Below are 18,715 nucleotides of genomic sequence, written 5' to 3' on the forward strand. Positions count from 1 at the left end.
ATTTATATGTAGTTTTGTAGAAACATTGTACGAAAATATATTCTGATAAATCAAGAACCAGAATATTCAAACATACAGCAAAACTTCATACTTTTTATGCAAAAGAAAATCAAATCTGCGCTTATTTCAGTATTTTATAAAGATGGTTTAGAACCTCTTTTACAAACTCTAGCTAGTCAGGGAGTTACGATTTATTCCACAGGAGGAACTCAAAAATTCATTGAAGAACAAGGCATTTCTGTGGCTCGTGTTGAAGACCTTACTTCTTATCCTTCCATTTTTGGAGGACGAGTAAAGACACTTCACCCAAAAGTTTTTGGAGGAATTTTGCATCGTCGCAATCTTGAAAGTGATAGAGAAGAAGCTGAAAATTATGAAATTCCTGAAATTGACTTAGTAATTGTAGATTTATATCCCTTTGAGGAAACTGTAAAATCAGGAGCAAGTGAAGACGAAATTATAGAAAAAATTGATATTGGTGGAATTGCTCTTATTCGTGCAGCAGCCAAAAATTACAACGATGTAGTTATTATTTCTGACAAAAAAGATTATCCACTTCTCAATCAGATTTTGAGAGACCAAAATGGAAGTACCAATTTAGAAACTAGACGTAATTTTGCAACAAAAGCATTCAATACTAGTTCGCATTACGACACAGCTATTTTTAATCACCTCAATCAAGTCAATACGCAAGGAGATGATTTGAATTTAGTTTTCAAACAAAGTATTAAAGAAGGAAGAGCCTTGAGATATGGAGAAAATCCACATCAGAGAGGCTATTTTTATGGAGACTTGGAAGCACTTTTTGAGCAGTTAAATGGCAAAGAATTGTCTTACAATAATCTTGTAGATGTTGATGCAGCTGTTGCTTTGATTGATGACTTTGAAGAGTCTAAAAATGAAACTCCTGCCTTTGCTATCCTAAAACATACCAACGCTTGTGGAATGGCAACTGCCAAAACAGTAGCCGAAGCCTATAAAAAAGCCTTTGCAGCCGATACTCTTTCTGCTTTTGGAGGTGTTTTGATTACAAACAGTGAAGTAGATAAAGAGGCTGCTGAAGCCATGAACGATTTGTTTTTTGAAGTTTTGATTGCACCTAGTTTTTCAGATGATGCGTATGATATTCTTTCTCAAAAGAAAAACCGTATTCTATTAAAACGCAAAGAGGTCGATTTTCCACACGTTCATTACAAAACATTATTAAACGGTGTAATTTCACAAGATGCTGATAAGAAAAGAGAAACTAAAAAAGACCTCAAAACAGTAACCAAAAAAGAGCCAACAAATGAGCAGGTTGAAGCGTTACTTTTTGCAAATAAACTTGTCAAACATACCAAATCAAATACAATTATTTTGGCTGTAGAAGGACAACTTTTGGCGAGTGGTGTTGGACAAACTTCTCGTGTCGATGCACTCAAACAAGCGATTGCAAAAGCTAAAGTTTTTGGTCTTGATTTAAAAGGAGCTGTTATGGCTTCTGATGCCTTTTTTCCTTTTCCAGATTGTGTAGAAATTGCTGCACAAGAAGGAATTAGCGCAGTTATTCAACCAGGTGGTTCGATAAAAGACCAAGATTCGATTGATGTATGTGATGCAAATGGAATGGCAATGGTCTTGACAGGAACTAGACATTTTAAACATTAAAAAAACAATAGCAAACAATTAAAGGACAGGGCTAAAACCCTGTCCAATTGATAAAAATACAAATACTGTTTGCTATTACTTAATAAATATAAACCTATGATTTTAGTAACAGGAGCAGACGGACAACTAGGACAAGAGCTTCAAGCCTTAAAAAAAGCCTATCCTTTTGATTTTCATTTTACTGATTTTGAAAAGCTAGACATTACACATCCAAAGCGTGTAAATGAATTATTTGAACTTCAACATTTTGATTATTGTATCAATGCAGCAGCTTATACAGCCGTTGATAACTCTGAAAATGATAAATTGGCAGCCTATGAAGTCAATGTAGTGGGAACAACAAATCTTGCAAAAGCATGTGAAAAACACGGTGTGCGTTTGATTCATATTTCGACAGATTTTGTTTTTGATGGTAAAAAAAATACGCCTTATACAGAAAATGATACGCCTAATCCAAAGGGCGTATATGGAACTTCAAAATGGCAAGGCGAAAAAAATGTGTTATTGTATAATCCACACACTATTATTTTGAGAACAGCTTGGCTGTATTCTTCTTTTGGTAAAAATTTTGTCAAAACAATGCTTTCACTTGCTGATAAAAATCCTTTGAATGTAGTCTATGACCAACTAGGAAGTCCGACTTATGCACGAGATTTGGCAGATACAATTCTTCAAATTATTCTCAATTTAGAAGATAAGAAATTTGTTGAGCCTCATTTGTGGGGAACATATCATTATTCAAATGAAGGTGTAGCGAGTTGGTATGATTTTGCTCAAGCGATTTTTGAATTGTCAAAACAAACAAAAGATAAAAAAGTAAATTTACAACCTGTTCGTTCAGTGCAATTTCCAACGCCAGCAGAGCGTCCTTCGTATAGTGTATTAGATAAGTCTAAAATCAAACAGAATTTTGATATCGAAATTCCTCATTGGAGAGATGCTTTGAAGCGTTGTTTGAATAAAATGTAAATAGTACTATTGTATCAATACAGATAAAATTTGATTTCATTCATTCTTCAATTGGACAGGGTTTTAACCCTGTTATTTGAATTTGAAAGCTGATAAAACAGGGTTTTAACCCTGTTCAATTCATAATTTGTTGAAAAATAATATGTCATTTATAAAAGTATATATTCATTTTGTTTGGAGTACAAAAAATAGAGAACAATTTTTAGATACGCCCTCGCTTAGAAAAGAGATATGGAAGCATATATTTTTTAATGGACATGAAAAAGGAATAGCAATAGATTTTGTAAATGGATATTCAGACCATTGTCATTGTTTGGTTTCAATGAATGCTGAACAGACTCTTTCCCAAATTACACAATTACTAAAGGGAGAATCTTCATTTTGGATAAATAAAAACGAACTTACAGAGCGAAAATTTGGATGGCAGAAAGAATTTTATGCTGTATCTGTTTCAGAATCTATGCTAGAAAAAGTAAGAAATTACATCAAAAATCAAGAAGAACATCATAAAGAAAAAACATTTGAACAAGAAGAACAACAGTTGATGAGAAAATTTGGCTTTGCAAAATATGAATAGACCTTTTTTACTCTATCAATTGAACGGGGTTTCAACCCTGTTTTATTATGAATACAGGGTTAAAACCCTGTTCAATTGATAAATGCCCCAAATAAAATGCACATTCACAAAATAAATTCCACTTCACAAGAACACCAAAACTTCCTAGCTCAAAATAGAAAAGACCCTATTACAGGTGATTCTATTGCAGAAGGTGATGAGGTGGTTTTTTGTGCAGGTTGTAAATCTGTTTTTTTGAAAGATACGTGGGAATATTTAGGAAATAGGCATTGTGAGCAGTTTGAAACTTTGATTGATTTTCCTTCAAATTTTACTAACATAACAATTAATAAAGAGGAAAATATTTTATTTTACGAAAGACTGCCACCAAAAAATTCAAAGCAGGGAAGTAAAATTCCACGCAGATTAGATTTGAATGGGTGGGAAAGTAAGAAAGGAGAATTAGCAACTCATGAATATGATTTTTATTTAACCCCTGTTTTTTATGGTGTTATTATTTTAGCATTTGTGATAGGAATTATTTCTAGTGTGATAATAAAAGAGTTTTATCCTTTCTTGATTTCTCTTGCTTTAGTAATCGTTGTGACTCTCATAGCATCACAAGAAGAAAACGAACAAGGAAGTAAACTCAAAACAGTTCATAAATATTTTTTGGATAATGTTTTTTATGTTTCGAAAACAGGAATAGGATTTAGTAGTAGATATGGAACACAAGAATATATTTTGGAAACGCAATATATCAAGTCATTAGAATTTCATTTTTCGTATTCTTTTTTTGGTTCTAATTATTGCAAAATTCAAGATATACATGGAAATAAGACAAAATTTTTGATTACTAATTATTTAGAGAAAGAAGACAAAAAAATGCAGTTTTTAGAGTCTTTAAGTAGAATGAATAATAATGATGTCTGTTCAATCAGTATTAAACTAGATAGTAATTCATTGATTTATAATGTTTTAGAGCAAGAGGTGACGCAAAACCAATATCCTATTTCTATTGCAAGAAAATAATATGCACATCCAATAAATAACCTCAAATTTTAAAGAACACAACTTTTTTCTGATCCCCAAAACTGAAAATACCCTATAAACCACTTCATCTTAAAGAAGAAACTAATGACAATTTTAAAAACAATTGATTTTTTTTGTACTAAAAATAATTTTGACTTAGAAAATAAATCCATTCTTGTGGCTACTAGTGGTGGCGTAGATTCAATGGTTTTAATAGACGTTTTGTTGAAGATAAACTCTAATTGTGATAAAAAAATAAGTAAAATCGGAATTACTCATTGTAATTTTAGTTTGAGAGGCAAAGAGTCCGATCAAGATGAAATGCTGATAAAAGAATATGCTATAAAAAACAACCTTCCTTTTCATGCTATAAGATTTGATACAAAAAAGATTGCGAAAGAGCAGCAAAAATCTATTCAACTTATAGCTAGAGAATTGAGATATAATTTTTTTGAAAAAATTAGTCAAACAGAAAATTATGATTTTGTTGCGACAGCACATCATTTATCGGATTCTCTAGAAACCTCTATTTATCATTTGAGTAAAGGAACAGGTATTTCAGGTTTGAGAGGAATTTTGCCAAAACGAAAAATTACCAAAGAACAAACTCAAATTATTCGTCCTTTGCTTTGTCTTACCAAAGAGGAAATTTTGAATTATGCCAAAGAAAATAATTTAAAGTGGCGAGAAGATGCCAGCAATCAGACTGAAAAATACAAACGTAATTTTATACGACATCAAATTATTCCTCGTCTCACAGAAATAAATTCAGATATAGAAAAAACATTTCTAAATACTTCTGAGAGGTTACGAAGTATGGAAAACTTACTTCAATTTCACGTAAAAGAATTTGAAAAGACAATTTCAATAGATAAGGATAAAAGTAGCTTAATATACGTTTCTGAGCTGAAGAAATTAATAGAACCTTTACTTATTATTTCTGAATTTCTCAAAAAACAAGGATTTTCATACAAACAAGCCAAACAAATTGTAGAACAGCTAGAGAACTCTGAACAAGAAACTAAAACTTTTATCTCAAAATCACATATTCTCTATACAAATAAAAAGGAATGGATTTTAGTCAATCAAAACCAAAATCAAATTGATGAGGAAGATAAAGAATTTTTAATTCTATTCAATTCTAATGAGTCAGATAATTTTATTATTAAAAGTAATACAGATGAAATTAATTTAACTTTAGAAAAATGTAACCCAAAAGATGCTAATTTCAAAGGAAAAGCTATGTATTTAGATTTAGATAAATTAGAATTTCCTTTGAAATTGAGAAAATGGAAAGATGGAGATAAATTTATTCCATTAGGAATGAAAAATAAAAAGAATGTAGGAGATTTTCTAACTGACCTCAAAATTTCGATTTATCAAAGAAATTTTGTTTATGTTTTGTTATCCAAAACTAATATAGTTTGGGTAGGAATTATTGGAGAAAATCAAGTAAACGGATTAAGAATAAATAATAACTTTAAATTAAATACTACAACAAAAAATAGCATCAAAATATTTTAAAATGACTATAATGTTTAATTAAAAACGACCTGACTTGTTTACTTTAACTCTTTTATACTTAGAGTATTACTGATAAATCCTAAACAAAAGTAAAAAAAAACAAACATAATTTAAGAATTTGCGTTATAAAACCAATCACATTATATAACACCAATATTTTATTTTATTGGTTTGATGATGTTATTATTTTTTAATTCCAAAATTTTTGTATTCAACTTCTTTATTGAGTTAGAGCATTTTTATTTTCTCTATCTAATTTTTAGTTAAAGTTTTAGTTGATAACATTCTTTTTTATCTGCATTTTTACTTTTCCCAGCTATGAAATCATTTTTACTTTTATTGGTATGCTTTATCTGTATGCCTTTTTATCTATACGCTCAAACTAATATTTTCTCTTATTCATCAGGTATTTCTTATCAAGGAAAGCTAATGCAAAATGGACAACTTTATGAAGGAAATGAGACTATTTTATTTGAATTTATTTCTGAAAATGACCAAGTAAAATGGTCTGAAACACAACAAGTCGTTATTCAAAGAGGGCTTTATTCAGTTGTTTTGGGCAGTAACAATCCTATTGAAAATACACTTTTTAGCGAAAATCCTAACTTGAGATTGAGAATAAAAATAGGCGATACTGCTCCTATGATAGCTACTTCACTAAATTCTGTACCTTATGCCTATATGGCTAAAAGTGTAGCTACTGGCTCTGTCAAGCCCTCTAGTATTGAGGGAGGAGGAAATAATAAAATTCTTACTACTAATTCGATAGGAGAAGTTGTTTGGCTTAACAAAACAGATTTACAAAGCAATCCAAATTCTTTGGGTAATGCAGGTGGAGATATAAGTGGCAATTATACAAACCTTCAAATCAATGATGGAGTAATAACCACTAATAAAATTGCAGATAACACTATTGAGACAGAAGATATTAATACTAATGCTATAACTACAGATAAAATTCAAGAAGGTGCAATTACAGAAACTAAAATTCAAGGAGGAGGAAATAATAAAGTTCTTACAACAACAGGAACAGGAGAAGTTATTTGGGTAGACAGAAGTACCTTTACTTCAGGTTCACTTGGAAATGCAGGAGGTGATTTAAGTGGTGATTACTCAGCTTTAGAGCTAAAAGAAAACGTAGTTTCAAGTTTTGAGTTATCTGATAATGCAGTTGAGACGATTAATATTACTAATGAAGCTATCACAGAATCAAAAATCAAAAAAGGTTCAGCCAATACAGTGATGGTCACTGATGGCAGTGGAAACGTAAGTTGGGAAAATCGCAGTAATTTTGATGTCACTCCAACTAGTTTAGGTTCAGCCGATGGTGATATTGAAGGCACTTATGATGCTCTTCAACTGAAAGAAAACGTAGTTTCAAGTTTTGAATTATCTGATAATGCAGTTGAGACGATCAATATTACTAATGAAGCTATCACAGAATCAAAAATCAAAAAAGGTTCAGCCAATACAGTTATGGTAACGGATGGTTCAGGAAACGTAACTTGGGAAGACAGAAGTAATTTTGATGTTACTCCAACTAGTTTAGGTTCAGCCGATGGTGATATTGAAGGCACTTATGATGCCCTTCAACTAAAAGAAAATGTAGTTTCAAGTTTTGAGTTATCTGATAATGCAGTTGAGACGATTAATATTACTAATGAAGCTATCACAGAATCAAAAATCAAAAAAGGTTCAGCCAATACAGTGATGGTCACTGATGGCAGTGGAAACGTAAGTTGGGAAAATCGCAGTAATTTTGATGTCACTCCAACTAGTTTAGGTTCAGCCGATGGTGATATTGAAGGCACTTATGATGCTCTTCAACTGAAAGAAAACGTAGTTTCAAGTTTTGAATTATCTGATAATGCAGTTGAGACGATCAATATTACTAATGAAGCTATCACAGAATCAAAAATCAAAAAAGGTTCAGCCAATACAGTGATGGTAACTGATGGCAGTGGCAATGTAACTTGGGAAAATCGCAGTAATTTTGATGTCACTCCAACTAGTTTAGGTTCGGCAGATGGTGATATTGAAGGCACTTATGATGCCCTTCAACTGAAAGAAAACGTAGTTTCAAGTTTTGAGTTATCTGATAATGCAGTTGAGACGATTAATATTACTAATGAAGCTATCACAGAATCAAAAATCAAAAAAGGTTCAGCCAATACAGTGATGGTTACTGATGGTTCTGGTAATGTAACTTGGGAAGACAGAAGTAATTTTGATGTTACTCCAACCAGTTTAGGTTCGGCAGATGGTGACATTGAAGGCACTTATGATGCTCTTCAACTGAAAGAAAACGTAGTTTCAAGTTTTGAATTATCTGATAATGCTGTTGAGACAAGTAATATAGAAAATGAAGCTGTAACAGAATCAAAAATCAAAAAAGGTTCAGTCAATACAGTTATGGTAACGGATGGTTCAGGAAACGTAACTTGGGAAGACAGAAGTACCTTTACTTCGGGTTCTTTAGGAGCTGCTAGTGGTGATTTAAATGGTATGTATCCTAATTTAGAAATTAATCCTAATGCTGTTACTTCAATTGAACTTGCTGATTATGCTGTAACTTCTCAAAAAATTCAAGGTGGAACAAGTAATACAGTTATGGTAACAGACGGTTCAGGAAATGTAACTTGGGAAGATAGAAGTACCTTTACTTCAGGTTCTTTAGGAGCAGCTAGTGGCGATTTAAATGGTACGTATCCTAATTTACAATTAAATGCTAATGTTGTCACTTCAATTGAACTTGCTGATTATGCTGTAACTTCTCAAAAAATTCAAGATGGAGCTGTAACGTCTCAAAAAATTCAAAATGGTTCTATAACGGATATAAAATTATTGAATGGAGCAGTTTCAGAGCTAAAAATTCAAAATAATGCTGTTACAAGCAACAAAATTGCAAATGATGCTATAACTAATAGTAAAATTACAAATAATGCAGTAAGTGCTAACAAAATTCAAAGTGGAGGAAATGACAAAGTGCTTTTGACTAGTGCTAGTGGTACAGTATATTGGGAAGATCAATCTTCTTTTGCTAGTTCTTTACCTGCTACGTCAGGAGATTTAACTGTAAATGGAGATTTCTTAGTAGGTGGAGGTAATGATGTTATTTTTGGTGATGCAAGTAATTTGGATGATAGATTTGACATGTATGGTGAATTTGATCATTATGGAGACCATTTTCACGTAAATGATACAGAAGCCAAATTTGATAAGGGTATCAATGTAAAAGAAAACTCAAACTTTAAAGATGATGTAAGAATAGAAGGAGATTTGAGAGTGGATGGAAATTTTACAAATCCTAGTGATATTCGTTATAAGAGAAATATTCAAACAATGAATAATTCACTCAATGATATTTTGTCTTTACGTGGAACTACTTATTACTGGAAGGATACAGTTGCCATGAATAATACATTTCAATTTGGAGTAATTGCTCAAGAAGTAGAAGAAGTATTTCCTAATTTGGTAGTTACAGATGAAAATGGTTTTAAATCTGTAAATTATATAGGTCTTGTTCCCGTTTTGTTACAAGCTACTAAAGAACAACAAGAAATAATTGAACAGAAAGAAACAAAACTTCAAGAATTAGAAACTCGTTTGGAAGAACTTGAAAACAAATTGATAGATTCTGAAAAATTAAATGCTAAGAATGAAGCTACACAGAATAATCAACAATCAGATACCGAAAAACGTCTAGCAGAACTAGAGCGCATGCTCAAAGTGCTTACAGTTAAAAATATAGCTGATACAGAATAATTATTCTTCTTGATGAATAAAGAAAAAAGCCTTTCAATTCTATAAATAATAGATTTGAAAGGCTTTTTATTTTAGCTAATTATTTAGAAATTGATTATGCTTCTACTGTCTTTGAAGCATGTTTGAATGCAGCTTTAATTTTATCTACATAATCCAATTTTTCCCAAGTAAAGAATTCTACTTCACGCTCTTCTACTGTCGTAGTTTGGCTAGTAACATTCCCTTTTTGTTCAGATTTGATAGTAGAAAAACTTACTTTGTCTGTATATGTTTCACGTCCCATATGTCCGTAAGCAGCCGTTGGAGAGAAAATAGGATTTGTAAGTCCTAAACGACTAATAATAGCTGAAGGACGCATATCGAAGATTTCATTTAATTTTTCTGCAATCTGTCCGTCTGTCAAATCTACTTTAGAAGTACCATAAGTATCTACAGAAAGAGAAACAGGCTTTGCTACACCAATTGCATAAGCAACCTGAACAAGAGCTTCATCAGCAATTCCAGCAGCTACCAAATTTTTGGCAATATGACGAGTTGCATACGCTGCACTTCTATCTACTTTGGAAGAATCTTTTCCAGAAAATGCTCCACCACCGTGTGCGCCTTTTCCACCGTATGTATCAACAATAATCTTACGACCTGTAAGACCAGCATCACCATGAGGACCTCCAATTACAAATTTTCCAGTAGGATTGATATGGAAAACAGTATCTTTTGTAATTAATTTATCAGTAATAACACGAGGAATGACAATTTTCTTAACATCTTCGTTGATTTTTGCAAGCATAGCAGCTTCCGAATCAAAATCATCATGTTGAGTAGAAACTACAACTGTATGAACATGAATAGGCTGGTTATTATCATCATACTGAATAGTAACTTGTGCTTTTGCATCAGGACGTAAATAAGGCATTAAATGCGATTCTTCTTTACGGATTTTGGCAAGTTCTTTCACAATTCGGTGAGAAAAAGCAAGAGCCATTGGCATATATTCAGGAGTTTCTTTAGTTGCATAACCAAACATCATTCCTTGGTCACCTGCACCTTGTTCTTCATTTTCTCTATCTACGCCTTGAGCAATATCAGGAGATTGACTATGAAGAGTAACAATAACACCACAAGATTCTGCATCAAAACGATACTCATCACTATTATAACCAATATGTTTAATGGTCTTGCGAGCTACCTCTGCAATATCAACATACGCCTGTGTAGTAACTTCTCCAGCTACTACTACAAGTCCTGTTGTTACAAGTGTTTCACAAGCTACTCTTGATTTTGGATCTTGAGAAAGCATTGCATCTAATACAGCGTCAGAGATTTGGTCAGAGATTTTATCTGGATGTCCTTCAGATACAGATTCAGAAGTGAACAAATAAGCCATTCGTATAAATTTAGGAAAATGAAGTAAAAATTTTTTCTTTATAATCAGTAAACAGTTTTATCAAAATATTCATCTTTACAATAGATTTTATATCGATAAAGCTAAAAGTAATTCATAACTACTATTGATTTTAAGCAAGCAAAAATACAAAGCTAAAGCCAAATTACAAAAATATAAGTCATTCAAAACTTTCTTTTATCGTTTTTTCTTATAAAATTTGATTAAAGTCATAATTAATAAAAAAAATAAATGAATTTCTACCCAGGACCTTCAAAAGTATATCCACAAATAAAAGATTGGCTCAAAGAGGCTTATGATGATGGCATTTTAAGCATTCAACATCGTAGCCAAAAATTTATGCAGATATATGAAAATATTGTCAAAAATCTACAAGACAAACACAATATCCCCAAAGACTATACAATCGTTTTTACTTCTTCGGCTACAGAATGTTGGCATATTTTAAACGATACATTTGGCAATGATTCTTTTTCAGAATTGAATGCCTATCATTTTTATAATGGTGCTTTTGGTAAAAAATGGTTTGAGTACAGAAAAGTAAATTATCCAAAGACGAGTTTTGGGATTGAATTTGGTCATAATGAAGAATTAGAGGATAAGTTTTTCCAACAAATCCTACAAAATAATTATTTACCGAATATAATTTGTCTTTGTCAGAATGAAACATCAAATGCTACTCAAATTTCTCAAAAAACACTTTCAGAAATTAGAAACAATAGACAAAATGATTTTATTTTTGTAGATGCTACTTCTTCTTGGGGAGGACAAAATCTAAACTTTTCTGATGCCGATGCATGGTTTGTATCTGTTCAAAAATGTTTTGGACTTCCTGCTGGGCTTGGAATTATGGCTCTTTCGCCTAACTTAATTGATTTTTATCAAAATGAAATTCAGAATTCAAAAAATAATCCTGCTGTTGTTGATGCTCTTAACAATGAAAAAGCTCCAGCCGTTGTTGGTGTCCCCACCAACGACAGATACAATCAACTTTCATTTTTACTAGAAAAAGCAAATCAATTTCAGACTACTTATACGCCCAATGTTTTAGGAATATATTTGCTTTCCAAAGTAATGGAGTTTGTTCCGAGTATTTCTCTTACTTCTCAACTAATAGAAAAACGAGCGACTGATTTATATGATTTTTTAGAAAATAATAACTACAAATTATTGATAGAAAATAAAGCTGTTCGTTCACAAACGGTTTTGGCGGTAGAACTAAATGAGCCAAAACTTAGTTTTTTAAAACAAAAAGCACAAGAAAATAATATAATTTTAGGGAACGGATATGGAAAATGGAAACAAAATACATTCAGAATTGCTAATTTTCCACAACATACTGACGAAGAATTCAAAATTTTGAAAGAATTTTTAAAGTACCGAACGCTTTAGCTTTCGGAAAGTTCTAAAAATAACTTTTGTATTTGAAATTCAAATATACTCTAATTTTAACCTTTCCTATTTGTTTTCAAAGAGGATAATGAATTTTTATTACTGTAATTATAATAACTTGGTTCTTCCTATAACTTAACGATTTTCTTTTTCTATAGGGTTGATAGTTTAAAGATTTGAAAATAATAGCTATCTTTTATAGACAAAAAATGTTATTTTTGCACTATGAAGACAACTGAAACAAAACAACCAGCAGAACTTACAGAATTATTAAACGAAACATCTATTTTTGAGTGGATAAAACAGAGTGCCGATGCGCTCGGTTTGGAGGCTTATGTAATAGGTGGATTTGTGCGAGATTTTTTATTAAATAGAAAAAAAGAAACCAAAGATATTGATATTGTCTGTATTGGAAGTGGAATTACACTTGCCAAACATGTGGCTAAATCGTATGGACAAGCAAATAATGTTTTTGTAAACGTTTCTATTTTTAAGCGTTTCGGAACGGCAATGATTACGCTAGAAGATGAGCAAACTAAGCAAAAAATAGAAGTTGAGTTTGTAGGTGCAAGAAAAGAATCTTATGATTTTGATTCAAGAAAACCAACTGTAGAAGAAGGAACACTAGAAGATGACCAAAAACGTAGAGATTTTACAATCAATGCGCTTGCTGTTAGTCTGAATGCAGAAACGTATGGAAAGTTTTTAGATCCTTTTGATGGATTGAAAGACTTGCGTAAAAAAATAATTCGTACTCCTTTAGCTCCTGAAAAGACATTTTCTGACGATCCTTTGCGTATGCTTCGTGCTGTGCGTTTTGCTTCTCAACTCGGCTTTGATATTGAAGTAAATACCTTTGAGGCTCTTTCTACTCAAAAAGAAAGAATAAAGATTATTTCACAAGAACGTATCACTACCGAACTCAATAAAATTATACTTTCGAATCCTCCTTCGTATGGTTTTAAGTTGTTGTTTCAATGTGGACTTTTGGAGCTTATTTTCTCTGAAATGACAGATTTGCATGGCGTAGAATATATTGATGGGAAAGGACACAAAGATAATTTTTATCATACATTACAGGTTTTGGACAATGTAGCCAAAGTTTCGGATGATTTGTGGTTGCGTTGGGCAGCTATTATGCACGATATTGCAAAGCCAGCAACAAAACGTTTTGATAAGCGTGTAGGATGGACTTTCCACGGACATGAAGACAAAGGCGCACGAATGACTCCATATATTTTCAAAAAACTACGTCTTCCTTTAGACTCTAATATGCGTTTTGTGCAAAAATTAGTTAGGCTTCATTTGCGTCCTATTGCTCTTGTTAAAAAGACAATTACCGATTCGGCTATTCGTCGTGTGCTTTTTGAAGCTGGTGAAGATGTAGATGCACTTATGATGCTCTGTCGTGCTGATATTACCTCAAAAGACCATAGCCGAGTGCAGCGTTATCTACAAAATTTTGATAAGGTAGAAAAACGAATGGCAGAAGTAGAAGAAAAAGACCAATTACGAACTTTTCAACCTGTTATTGATGGCGAAATAATTATGAAAACGTTTGGACTCAAACCTTCAGCAGAAGTAGGAAAAATAAAAATTGCTATCCGAGAAGCTATTTTGGAAGGTGAAATTAGAAACGAATACGAAGAAGCATTTAATTTTATGCTTAAAGAAGGTAAGAAGTTGGGTTTGACGCAGGTTTAGTGATTACTCAAAATATAAGCATAAAACCCTAAGTTCTTAGAGAGTCTTAGGGTTTTGTTTTATACATCAATTTAGAATAGCGTCAAATCATCATTATCTGAATTATTTGGGTTGGTTGTTAAAAATTGAACACCTTCATGTTTTGAGATTGGACAAGTATCATACTCATGTATCCATATCATATTGCGTTTTTTCCATCTACCCACATAATAACAAATATTTCCTCTTTCTATATTTGTTTCTTTTGCCACCATCAACATCGTTTTTGGTTGCTCATAAAAAGCTGCAAAAACTTTTCTTTCTTCATTATACATATCATTGATATTTAAAATTAATCAGTCTTACTTTGTGTAAGTTTCTTATGCAATGATAGTGGTCAATGTTATTCCCTTACAATACCCTAAAAATTAAGGGAATACAAAAGGTATAAAAAGGGTATAAGTTTTTTAGATATTTATTTAACTTTCTCTTATTACCTTTAAAATACTTCCATTTTTAACTTGAATTATTGGGTTCTTACAAGGTTGCTTGTTAGTTGAAATAGAGGTATGTACAGTATCTTTAATTAAGTCACTTGGTTTACTTTGTTTAATAAATTTAAAGTTATTAATAAGCCACTGCTCTAACTGCTTTTTACTTTCTACTATAATTAATTCATTTTCTTTTAGTTGTTTGAAAGTATTCATTAACTTATTAGCATTACTTTTGAAGACTAATTTTGTGGTTACATTTTCCCCTGTACTAAGTAATTTGCCTAATTCTTCATGTTGTGATTTTTCAAAATAGTCTTTGAGTATTTCAAATAAAGTATTTGCTTGTTTTATAGTAGGGTTTGTAGATACTTTTTGTTTTATATCATTAGTATTATCTGTTTGTTCCTCTATTAACACCCTTGTTCTATTATCTTCACTTTCTTGAATACTTTGAGAGTTTTCTTTTAATAAATCTATCTTATTATTTGATAACCATTCTTTATATTTTTGAATAAAGCGTAATTTCAATGATGTTTGCTCCTTATCAACTTTTTTATGTTCGCTTTGAATAGTATGTGAACCTATTTTTTTAGGAGTTTTGTCTATAAACGCTCCTTTATCATACTCTACAGCGTGTTCTTTCTCAGCTTCATATCCAAGAACTATTTTCTCTAATTCTGCAAATATTATTTTTTTATTAGGTAGAGATAAAATAGAAAATAAAATGACTGTGTTATCAATTAAATCATTGAAATCAAACTGAGTTTTATTATCAGAGTATAGAAAATTATCAATAAATTGAAAATATTTTATTGTTTCCCTGTTATTTAGAATTAGCTTAGGAAAGTATGTTATTTTAAAAGCAGCTTTTACGGATGCTGTATATCGTCTTTTATTATTCATTAATTTTGAGAGTTGAGACTATTTTTATATGACTTATTTTTTTAAGGTAAAAGATACAAAAAAAGTTTAAATAAAAACATCTCAACAAAACCCCAATTTCTACCGTAGTGAGTGAGAAATCTAAAAATAGTATTTTACTAAAAACCTCCTAACTCACTTCAAAATGTCTTTTATCTCAAAAAAATCTAGCAATTTCTTTTTATTGTTGTCTTTATTTTTTCTATCAAATTCCTTTCTAATTGCCCAAAATAGCGTAGTGGAAGGTATTTTAAAAGACAAGGAAACCAAAGAAGTTTTGCCTTTTTGTAATGTCTATCTCAAAACAACGCAACTAGGAACTGTCAGTAATTCAGAAGGAAAATTTAGACTTCTCGTCCCTCAAAAACAGAAAAACGACACACTTTTTATTTCTTATATCGGTTATAAAACCAAAAAAATACCCGTTTCTGATTTAATTTTTCAAAAGAAAACTGTCATTTTCTTAGAAACTGACCAAACCAAGCTCAATGAAATCGTTGTTCAAGATTATACAGCCGATTTTATTATCCAAAAAGCAATAGAGAATATTCCTAAAAACTATTATAACGAATCTCATAAAACAAAAAGTTTTTATAGAGTTGTTTCCCAAAAAGATGCTCAACAAGGAAAAAACTATGTGCATTTGTCAGAAGCCGTTTTTGACCTTCATCTTTCCAAAACAGATAATCCAAATCAGCAGTTTAAGCTAGAAAAAATGAGAGTTATAAAAGATGAAAAGGCTTCAAAAGGAATTGATTTAGGATTAAAACCAAAAGCAATTTTTGAAATGGATATTGTAAATTATAAAAACGGAATTGATTTACTTACCAAAAAAGGGTTAAAACTACATACTTTTGAGCTAGAAGAGTATAAAATGGTCGATGGAAAAGCAGCTTTCAAAATTACTTTTGACCAAAAAGAGGAGAAAAAATCGGGCTACAAGGGCTATATTCTTATCGATAAAGAAACATTTGCTTTTCTTTATTTTGATTTTAAATTGAGTGAAAAAGGAGTCAAATATAACAAATTTGGCGATGCAGCAACACGAGTATTGATGAATTTGCTTGATGTTCATATCGAAGTCGTAGATAATCACTATCAAATTCAATATAAAAAAGTTGGAGATACATACTATTTGAATAATGTTTCAGATAATACGCTACTTAATTTTAGTTCTACTCGTCAGAATTTCAATTTTGATTTGGACACACAAGTTGATTATCTCACTACGGAAATTGACACGACTAATAAAACACCTTTTGAAGAAGAGGAGATTTTAGGAAAAGGAAAGCTCATCGAACATCAAAATTCTATTTATGATAAAGATTTTTGGAAAAATTATACGATTGTTTTGCCTTCAAATGATTTTGTAGAAATTGCGAAAGTTTTGGAAGCCAACAACAAAGCAAACGACCTAAAAACTCAGATAGAGGAAAAATTACCTAAACTTTCAAAAGATAAAACGATTCGAATGGATTCCCTACTTACTTTCTATAATAATGAAGGTTTGTTTAATGGAAATGCACTTATTGTTGATGATGGGAAAACAATTTTACACAAAAGCTATAATAATGAATTAACTCAAAATACTCAAAACTCACAGTTTCGGATTGGTTCTTTGAGTAAGACTTTTACAGCTATGTTGATCTTGCAATTAGAAAATAAAGGAAAGATTAGTTTTGAAGATTCAGTAGGTAAGTTTTTACCAAGTTATAGATACAAACAAATCAAAATTTCAGAGCTTTTGAGCCATCAAAGTGGAATTCCAGATTATCTGAAAAAGAATGAATATGTTACTCAAATAATGACAAAGGCATTTTCACCAGAAGAATTAGTCTATCGTTTTTGTAGTGATAGTTTGGAGTTTGAGCCGAGTAAAAAGTTTGCTTATTCAAATTCTAATTATGTTATTTTGGCTAGAATCATTGAAAAAATAACAAATCAAGATTTCGGAATTGTTTTAAAAGAGCAAATTTTTGAACCTTTAGAAATGAATAATACTTTTTTTGGAGAAGAAAAAACTGAAAATTCTAATCTATCAAAAGCCTTTTTATATGGTAAAGAAGAGCCGTTTTATTTTATTCAAAACAGTATTGGGGCAGGTGGAATTACTTCCACGGCAGAAGATTTATTGAAATGGAGTAAAGCATTAGATGGTAAAAACGAAAACTTTATGCCTTTATCTCAAATTGAAAAGTTATTTGTTCCACAAGCTGAATATATAGACTGGGAAGCCTATTATGGATATGGTTTTATGATTGATAAGTATTATTTCCTGACTTCCAAAGACCGAAAAATAATTTATCATCCCGGAACTGATTTTGGATTTTATACTATGTTTTTGAAGCAACCTGAATCTGATATTACAATTATTTTACTCAATAACACAGGTGATTTTCCTCGTTTTGATATAAGTGAAATTATCTTGAATGAATTTGATTAGAACATACTTCATTAATAAGTTTCTAAAACTATTTTTGTTGAAAAAGGACTCAGATAAGAAAATCTATTTTATGAACAGGTTTAATCTCTTTTATAATCAGAATACTTAACTTTGTGAGCAAAATAAATTATCAAAAAAAACCTTAGAATATGTATTGCAAAAATTTACTACTTGCTCTTTCCTTTTTTATTATTTCAACAATCTCTTTTGCTCAAACTACACAAGGTTTAGAGTATTTAATTGAACGAAAAGGTTTTCAAACCAAACTTTTGAACGAAGGTAAAGCTCCTCAGCCCTATGAAAAATTTGATGAAAATAGAGAAGATATAATTCTTGTAAATTATGAATCTGAGGGTAAAAAATTAAAAGGACTAGTAGAAACAAGTAACATAGAAAAAGATAAGAAAAAGCCTGTTTTAGTTTATTTGCATGGTGGTTTTGCATTAGGTTATCAAGATGTTTTGGATTGTCAGCCATTCATAGATGCTGGTTTTGTTGTTTTTGCTCCTACATATAGAGGCGAAAATGGCAATGATGGAAATTTTGAGTTCTTTTTGGGAGAGGTTGATGATGCCAAAGCTGCTATAAATTGGATTGCAAAACAAGAATATGCAAATGCTGATAGTATTTTTGTTTTTGGACATAGTATAGGAGGAACAATTTCGTCTTTGCTTTCTTTGCAAGTTGATGTTCCTATAAATTTGAGTGCAAGTAATGCTGGTTTTTATACTATTGGAGATTTAGAAAGTTTTGAGAAAGAAGGTGTCAAAACATTCGATTATTCAAATGAAAAAGAATCTATATTTAGAACTCCTTAGAGCCTGTTCGAGTTTAGATACATAAAAAAGAACATCAGATTTTTTTATTAGTTAAGTTATTGATTTTCA

At 31.1% G+C, this 18,715-nt stretch carries 13 protein-coding genes; 10 read left to right on the top strand and 3 right to left on the bottom strand.

Annotated elements, in window-relative coordinates:
* Positions 1-96 precede the first annotated feature (96 nt).
* The 6 genes from purH (at position 97) to V9L05_RS17490 (ending at position 9,493) form a co-directional block, all read left to right on the top strand.
* The gene (gene purH / locus V9L05_RS17465) at positions 97-1,647 is read left to right on the top strand and encodes a bifunctional phosphoribosylaminoimidazolecarboxamide formyltransferase/IMP cyclohydrolase (protein ID WP_338791948.1); all 1,551 of its coding nucleotides are present in this window, start codon (positions 97-99) and stop codon (positions 1,645-1,647) included.
* A gap of 69 nt (positions 1,648-1,716) precedes the next feature.
* On the top strand, positions 1,717-2,616 hold the full coding sequence (gene rfbD / locus V9L05_RS17470) for a dTDP-4-dehydrorhamnose reductase (RefSeq protein ID WP_338813130.1): 900 nt from the start codon (positions 1,717-1,719) through the stop codon (positions 2,614-2,616).
* A 142-nt stretch (positions 2,617-2,758) separates the two neighbouring features.
* Positions 2,759-3,193 (top strand): IS200/IS605 family transposase, encoded by a 435-nt coding sequence (gene tnpA / locus V9L05_RS17475; RefSeq protein WP_338813131.1) that lies wholly within the window; start codon positions 2,759-2,761, stop codon positions 3,191-3,193.
* A gap of 96 nt (positions 3,194-3,289) precedes the next feature.
* Positions 3,290-4,204 carry a hypothetical protein gene (locus V9L05_RS17480; protein ID WP_338813132.1) on the top strand — a complete coding sequence of 305 codons (915 nt, stop codon included), beginning with the start codon at positions 3,290-3,292 and terminating at the stop codon, positions 4,202-4,204.
* Positions 4,205-4,309: 105 nt separating this feature from the next.
* Positions 4,310-5,728 carry a tRNA lysidine(34) synthetase TilS gene (gene tilS, locus V9L05_RS17485; RefSeq protein WP_338813133.1) on the top strand — a complete coding sequence of 473 codons (1,419 nt, stop codon included), beginning with the start codon at positions 4,310-4,312 and terminating at the stop codon, positions 5,726-5,728.
* A 318-nt stretch (positions 5,729-6,046) separates the two neighbouring features.
* A complete protein-coding gene (locus V9L05_RS17490) occupies positions 6,047-9,493 on the top strand; it encodes a tail fiber domain-containing protein (protein ID WP_338813134.1) in 3,447 nt (1,148 codons plus the stop codon).
* 94 nt (positions 9,494-9,587) lie between these two features.
* Here the strand turns inward: V9L05_RS17490 and metK are convergent, their stop codons facing one another.
* Positions 9,588-10,877 (bottom strand): methionine adenosyltransferase, encoded by a 1,290-nt coding sequence (metK, locus tag V9L05_RS17495; RefSeq protein ID WP_338791941.1) that lies wholly within the window; start codon positions 10,875-10,877, stop codon positions 9,588-9,590.
* A gap of 249 nt (positions 10,878-11,126) precedes the next feature.
* Here metK and V9L05_RS17500 point away from each other — a divergent pair, with 249 nt between their 5' ends.
* Positions 11,127-12,287: an aminotransferase class V-fold PLP-dependent enzyme gene (locus tag V9L05_RS17500; RefSeq protein ID WP_338813135.1), complete on the top strand. Its 1,161-nt coding sequence runs from the start codon at positions 11,127-11,129 to the stop codon at positions 12,285-12,287.
* A gap of 225 nt (positions 12,288-12,512) precedes the next feature.
* Entirely contained in the window at positions 12,513-13,991 is a 1,479-nt protein-coding gene (locus V9L05_RS17505) for an HD domain-containing protein (RefSeq protein WP_338813136.1), read from the top strand.
* A 71-nt stretch (positions 13,992-14,062) separates the two neighbouring features.
* Here the strand turns inward: V9L05_RS17505 and V9L05_RS17510 are convergent, their stop codons facing one another.
* A complete protein-coding gene (locus V9L05_RS17510) occupies positions 14,063-14,305 on the bottom strand; it encodes a hypothetical protein (protein ID WP_338813137.1) in 243 nt (80 codons plus the stop codon).
* Positions 14,306-14,449: 144 nt separating this feature from the next.
* Positions 14,450-15,367: a hypothetical protein gene (locus V9L05_RS17515; RefSeq protein ID WP_338813138.1), complete on the bottom strand. Its 918-nt coding sequence runs from the start codon at positions 15,365-15,367 to the stop codon at positions 14,450-14,452.
* 163 nt (positions 15,368-15,530) lie between these two features.
* On the opposite strand from V9L05_RS17515, the gene V9L05_RS17520 reads away from it, so the two are divergent.
* Positions 15,531-17,828, top strand: coding sequence for a serine hydrolase (locus V9L05_RS17520; protein ID WP_338813139.1), 2,298 nt, complete (start codon positions 15,531-15,533; stop codon positions 17,826-17,828).
* 149 nt (positions 17,829-17,977) lie between these two features.
* The gene (locus V9L05_RS17525) at positions 17,978-18,646 is read left to right on the top strand and encodes a CocE/NonD family hydrolase (RefSeq protein ID WP_338813140.1); all 669 of its coding nucleotides are present in this window, start codon (positions 17,978-17,980) and stop codon (positions 18,644-18,646) included.
* Positions 18,647-18,715: the final 69 nt, after the last annotated feature.

The sequence above is a fragment of the Bernardetia sp. Wsw4-3y2 genome (assembly GCF_037126295.1).
Lineage (GTDB): Bacteria > Bacteroidota > Bacteroidia > Cytophagales > Bernardetiaceae > Bernardetia.

What these genes read in the sequence shown, in the direction of transcription:
- purH (WP_338791948.1), top strand. Translation starts at nt 97, where the DNA reads ATGCAAAAGAAAATCAAATCTGCGCTTATTTCAGTATTTTATAAAGAT.
- tnpA (WP_338813131.1), top strand. Translation starts at nt 2,759, where the DNA reads ATGTCATTTATAAAAGTATATATTCATTTTGTTTGGAGTACAAAAAAT.
- V9L05_RS17480 (WP_338813132.1), top strand. Translation starts at nt 3,290, where the DNA reads ATGCACATTCACAAAATAAATTCCACTTCACAAGAACACCAAAACTTC.
- tilS (WP_338813133.1), top strand. Translation starts at nt 4,310, where the DNA reads ATGACAATTTTAAAAACAATTGATTTTTTTTGTACTAAAAATAATTTT.
- V9L05_RS17490 (WP_338813134.1), top strand. Translation starts at nt 6,047, where the DNA reads ATGAAATCATTTTTACTTTTATTGGTATGCTTTATCTGTATGCCTTTT.
- metK (WP_338791941.1), bottom strand. Translation starts at nt 10,877, where the DNA reads ATGGCTTATTTGTTCACTTCTGAATCTGTATCTGAAGGACATCCAGAT.
- V9L05_RS17500 (WP_338813135.1), top strand. Translation starts at nt 11,127, where the DNA reads ATGAATTTCTACCCAGGACCTTCAAAAGTATATCCACAAATAAAAGAT.
- V9L05_RS17505 (WP_338813136.1), top strand. Translation starts at nt 12,513, where the DNA reads ATGAAGACAACTGAAACAAAACAACCAGCAGAACTTACAGAATTATTA.
- V9L05_RS17510 (WP_338813137.1), bottom strand. Translation starts at nt 14,305, where the DNA reads ATGTATAATGAAGAAAGAAAAGTTTTTGCAGCTTTTTATGAGCAACCA.
- V9L05_RS17515 (WP_338813138.1), bottom strand. Translation starts at nt 15,367, where the DNA reads ATGAATAATAAAAGACGATATACAGCATCCGTAAAAGCTGCTTTTAAA.
- V9L05_RS17520 (WP_338813139.1), top strand. Translation starts at nt 15,531, where the DNA reads ATGTCTTTTATCTCAAAAAAATCTAGCAATTTCTTTTTATTGTTGTCT.
- V9L05_RS17525 (WP_338813140.1), top strand. Translation starts at nt 17,978, where the DNA reads ATGTATTGCAAAAATTTACTACTTGCTCTTTCCTTTTTTATTATTTCA.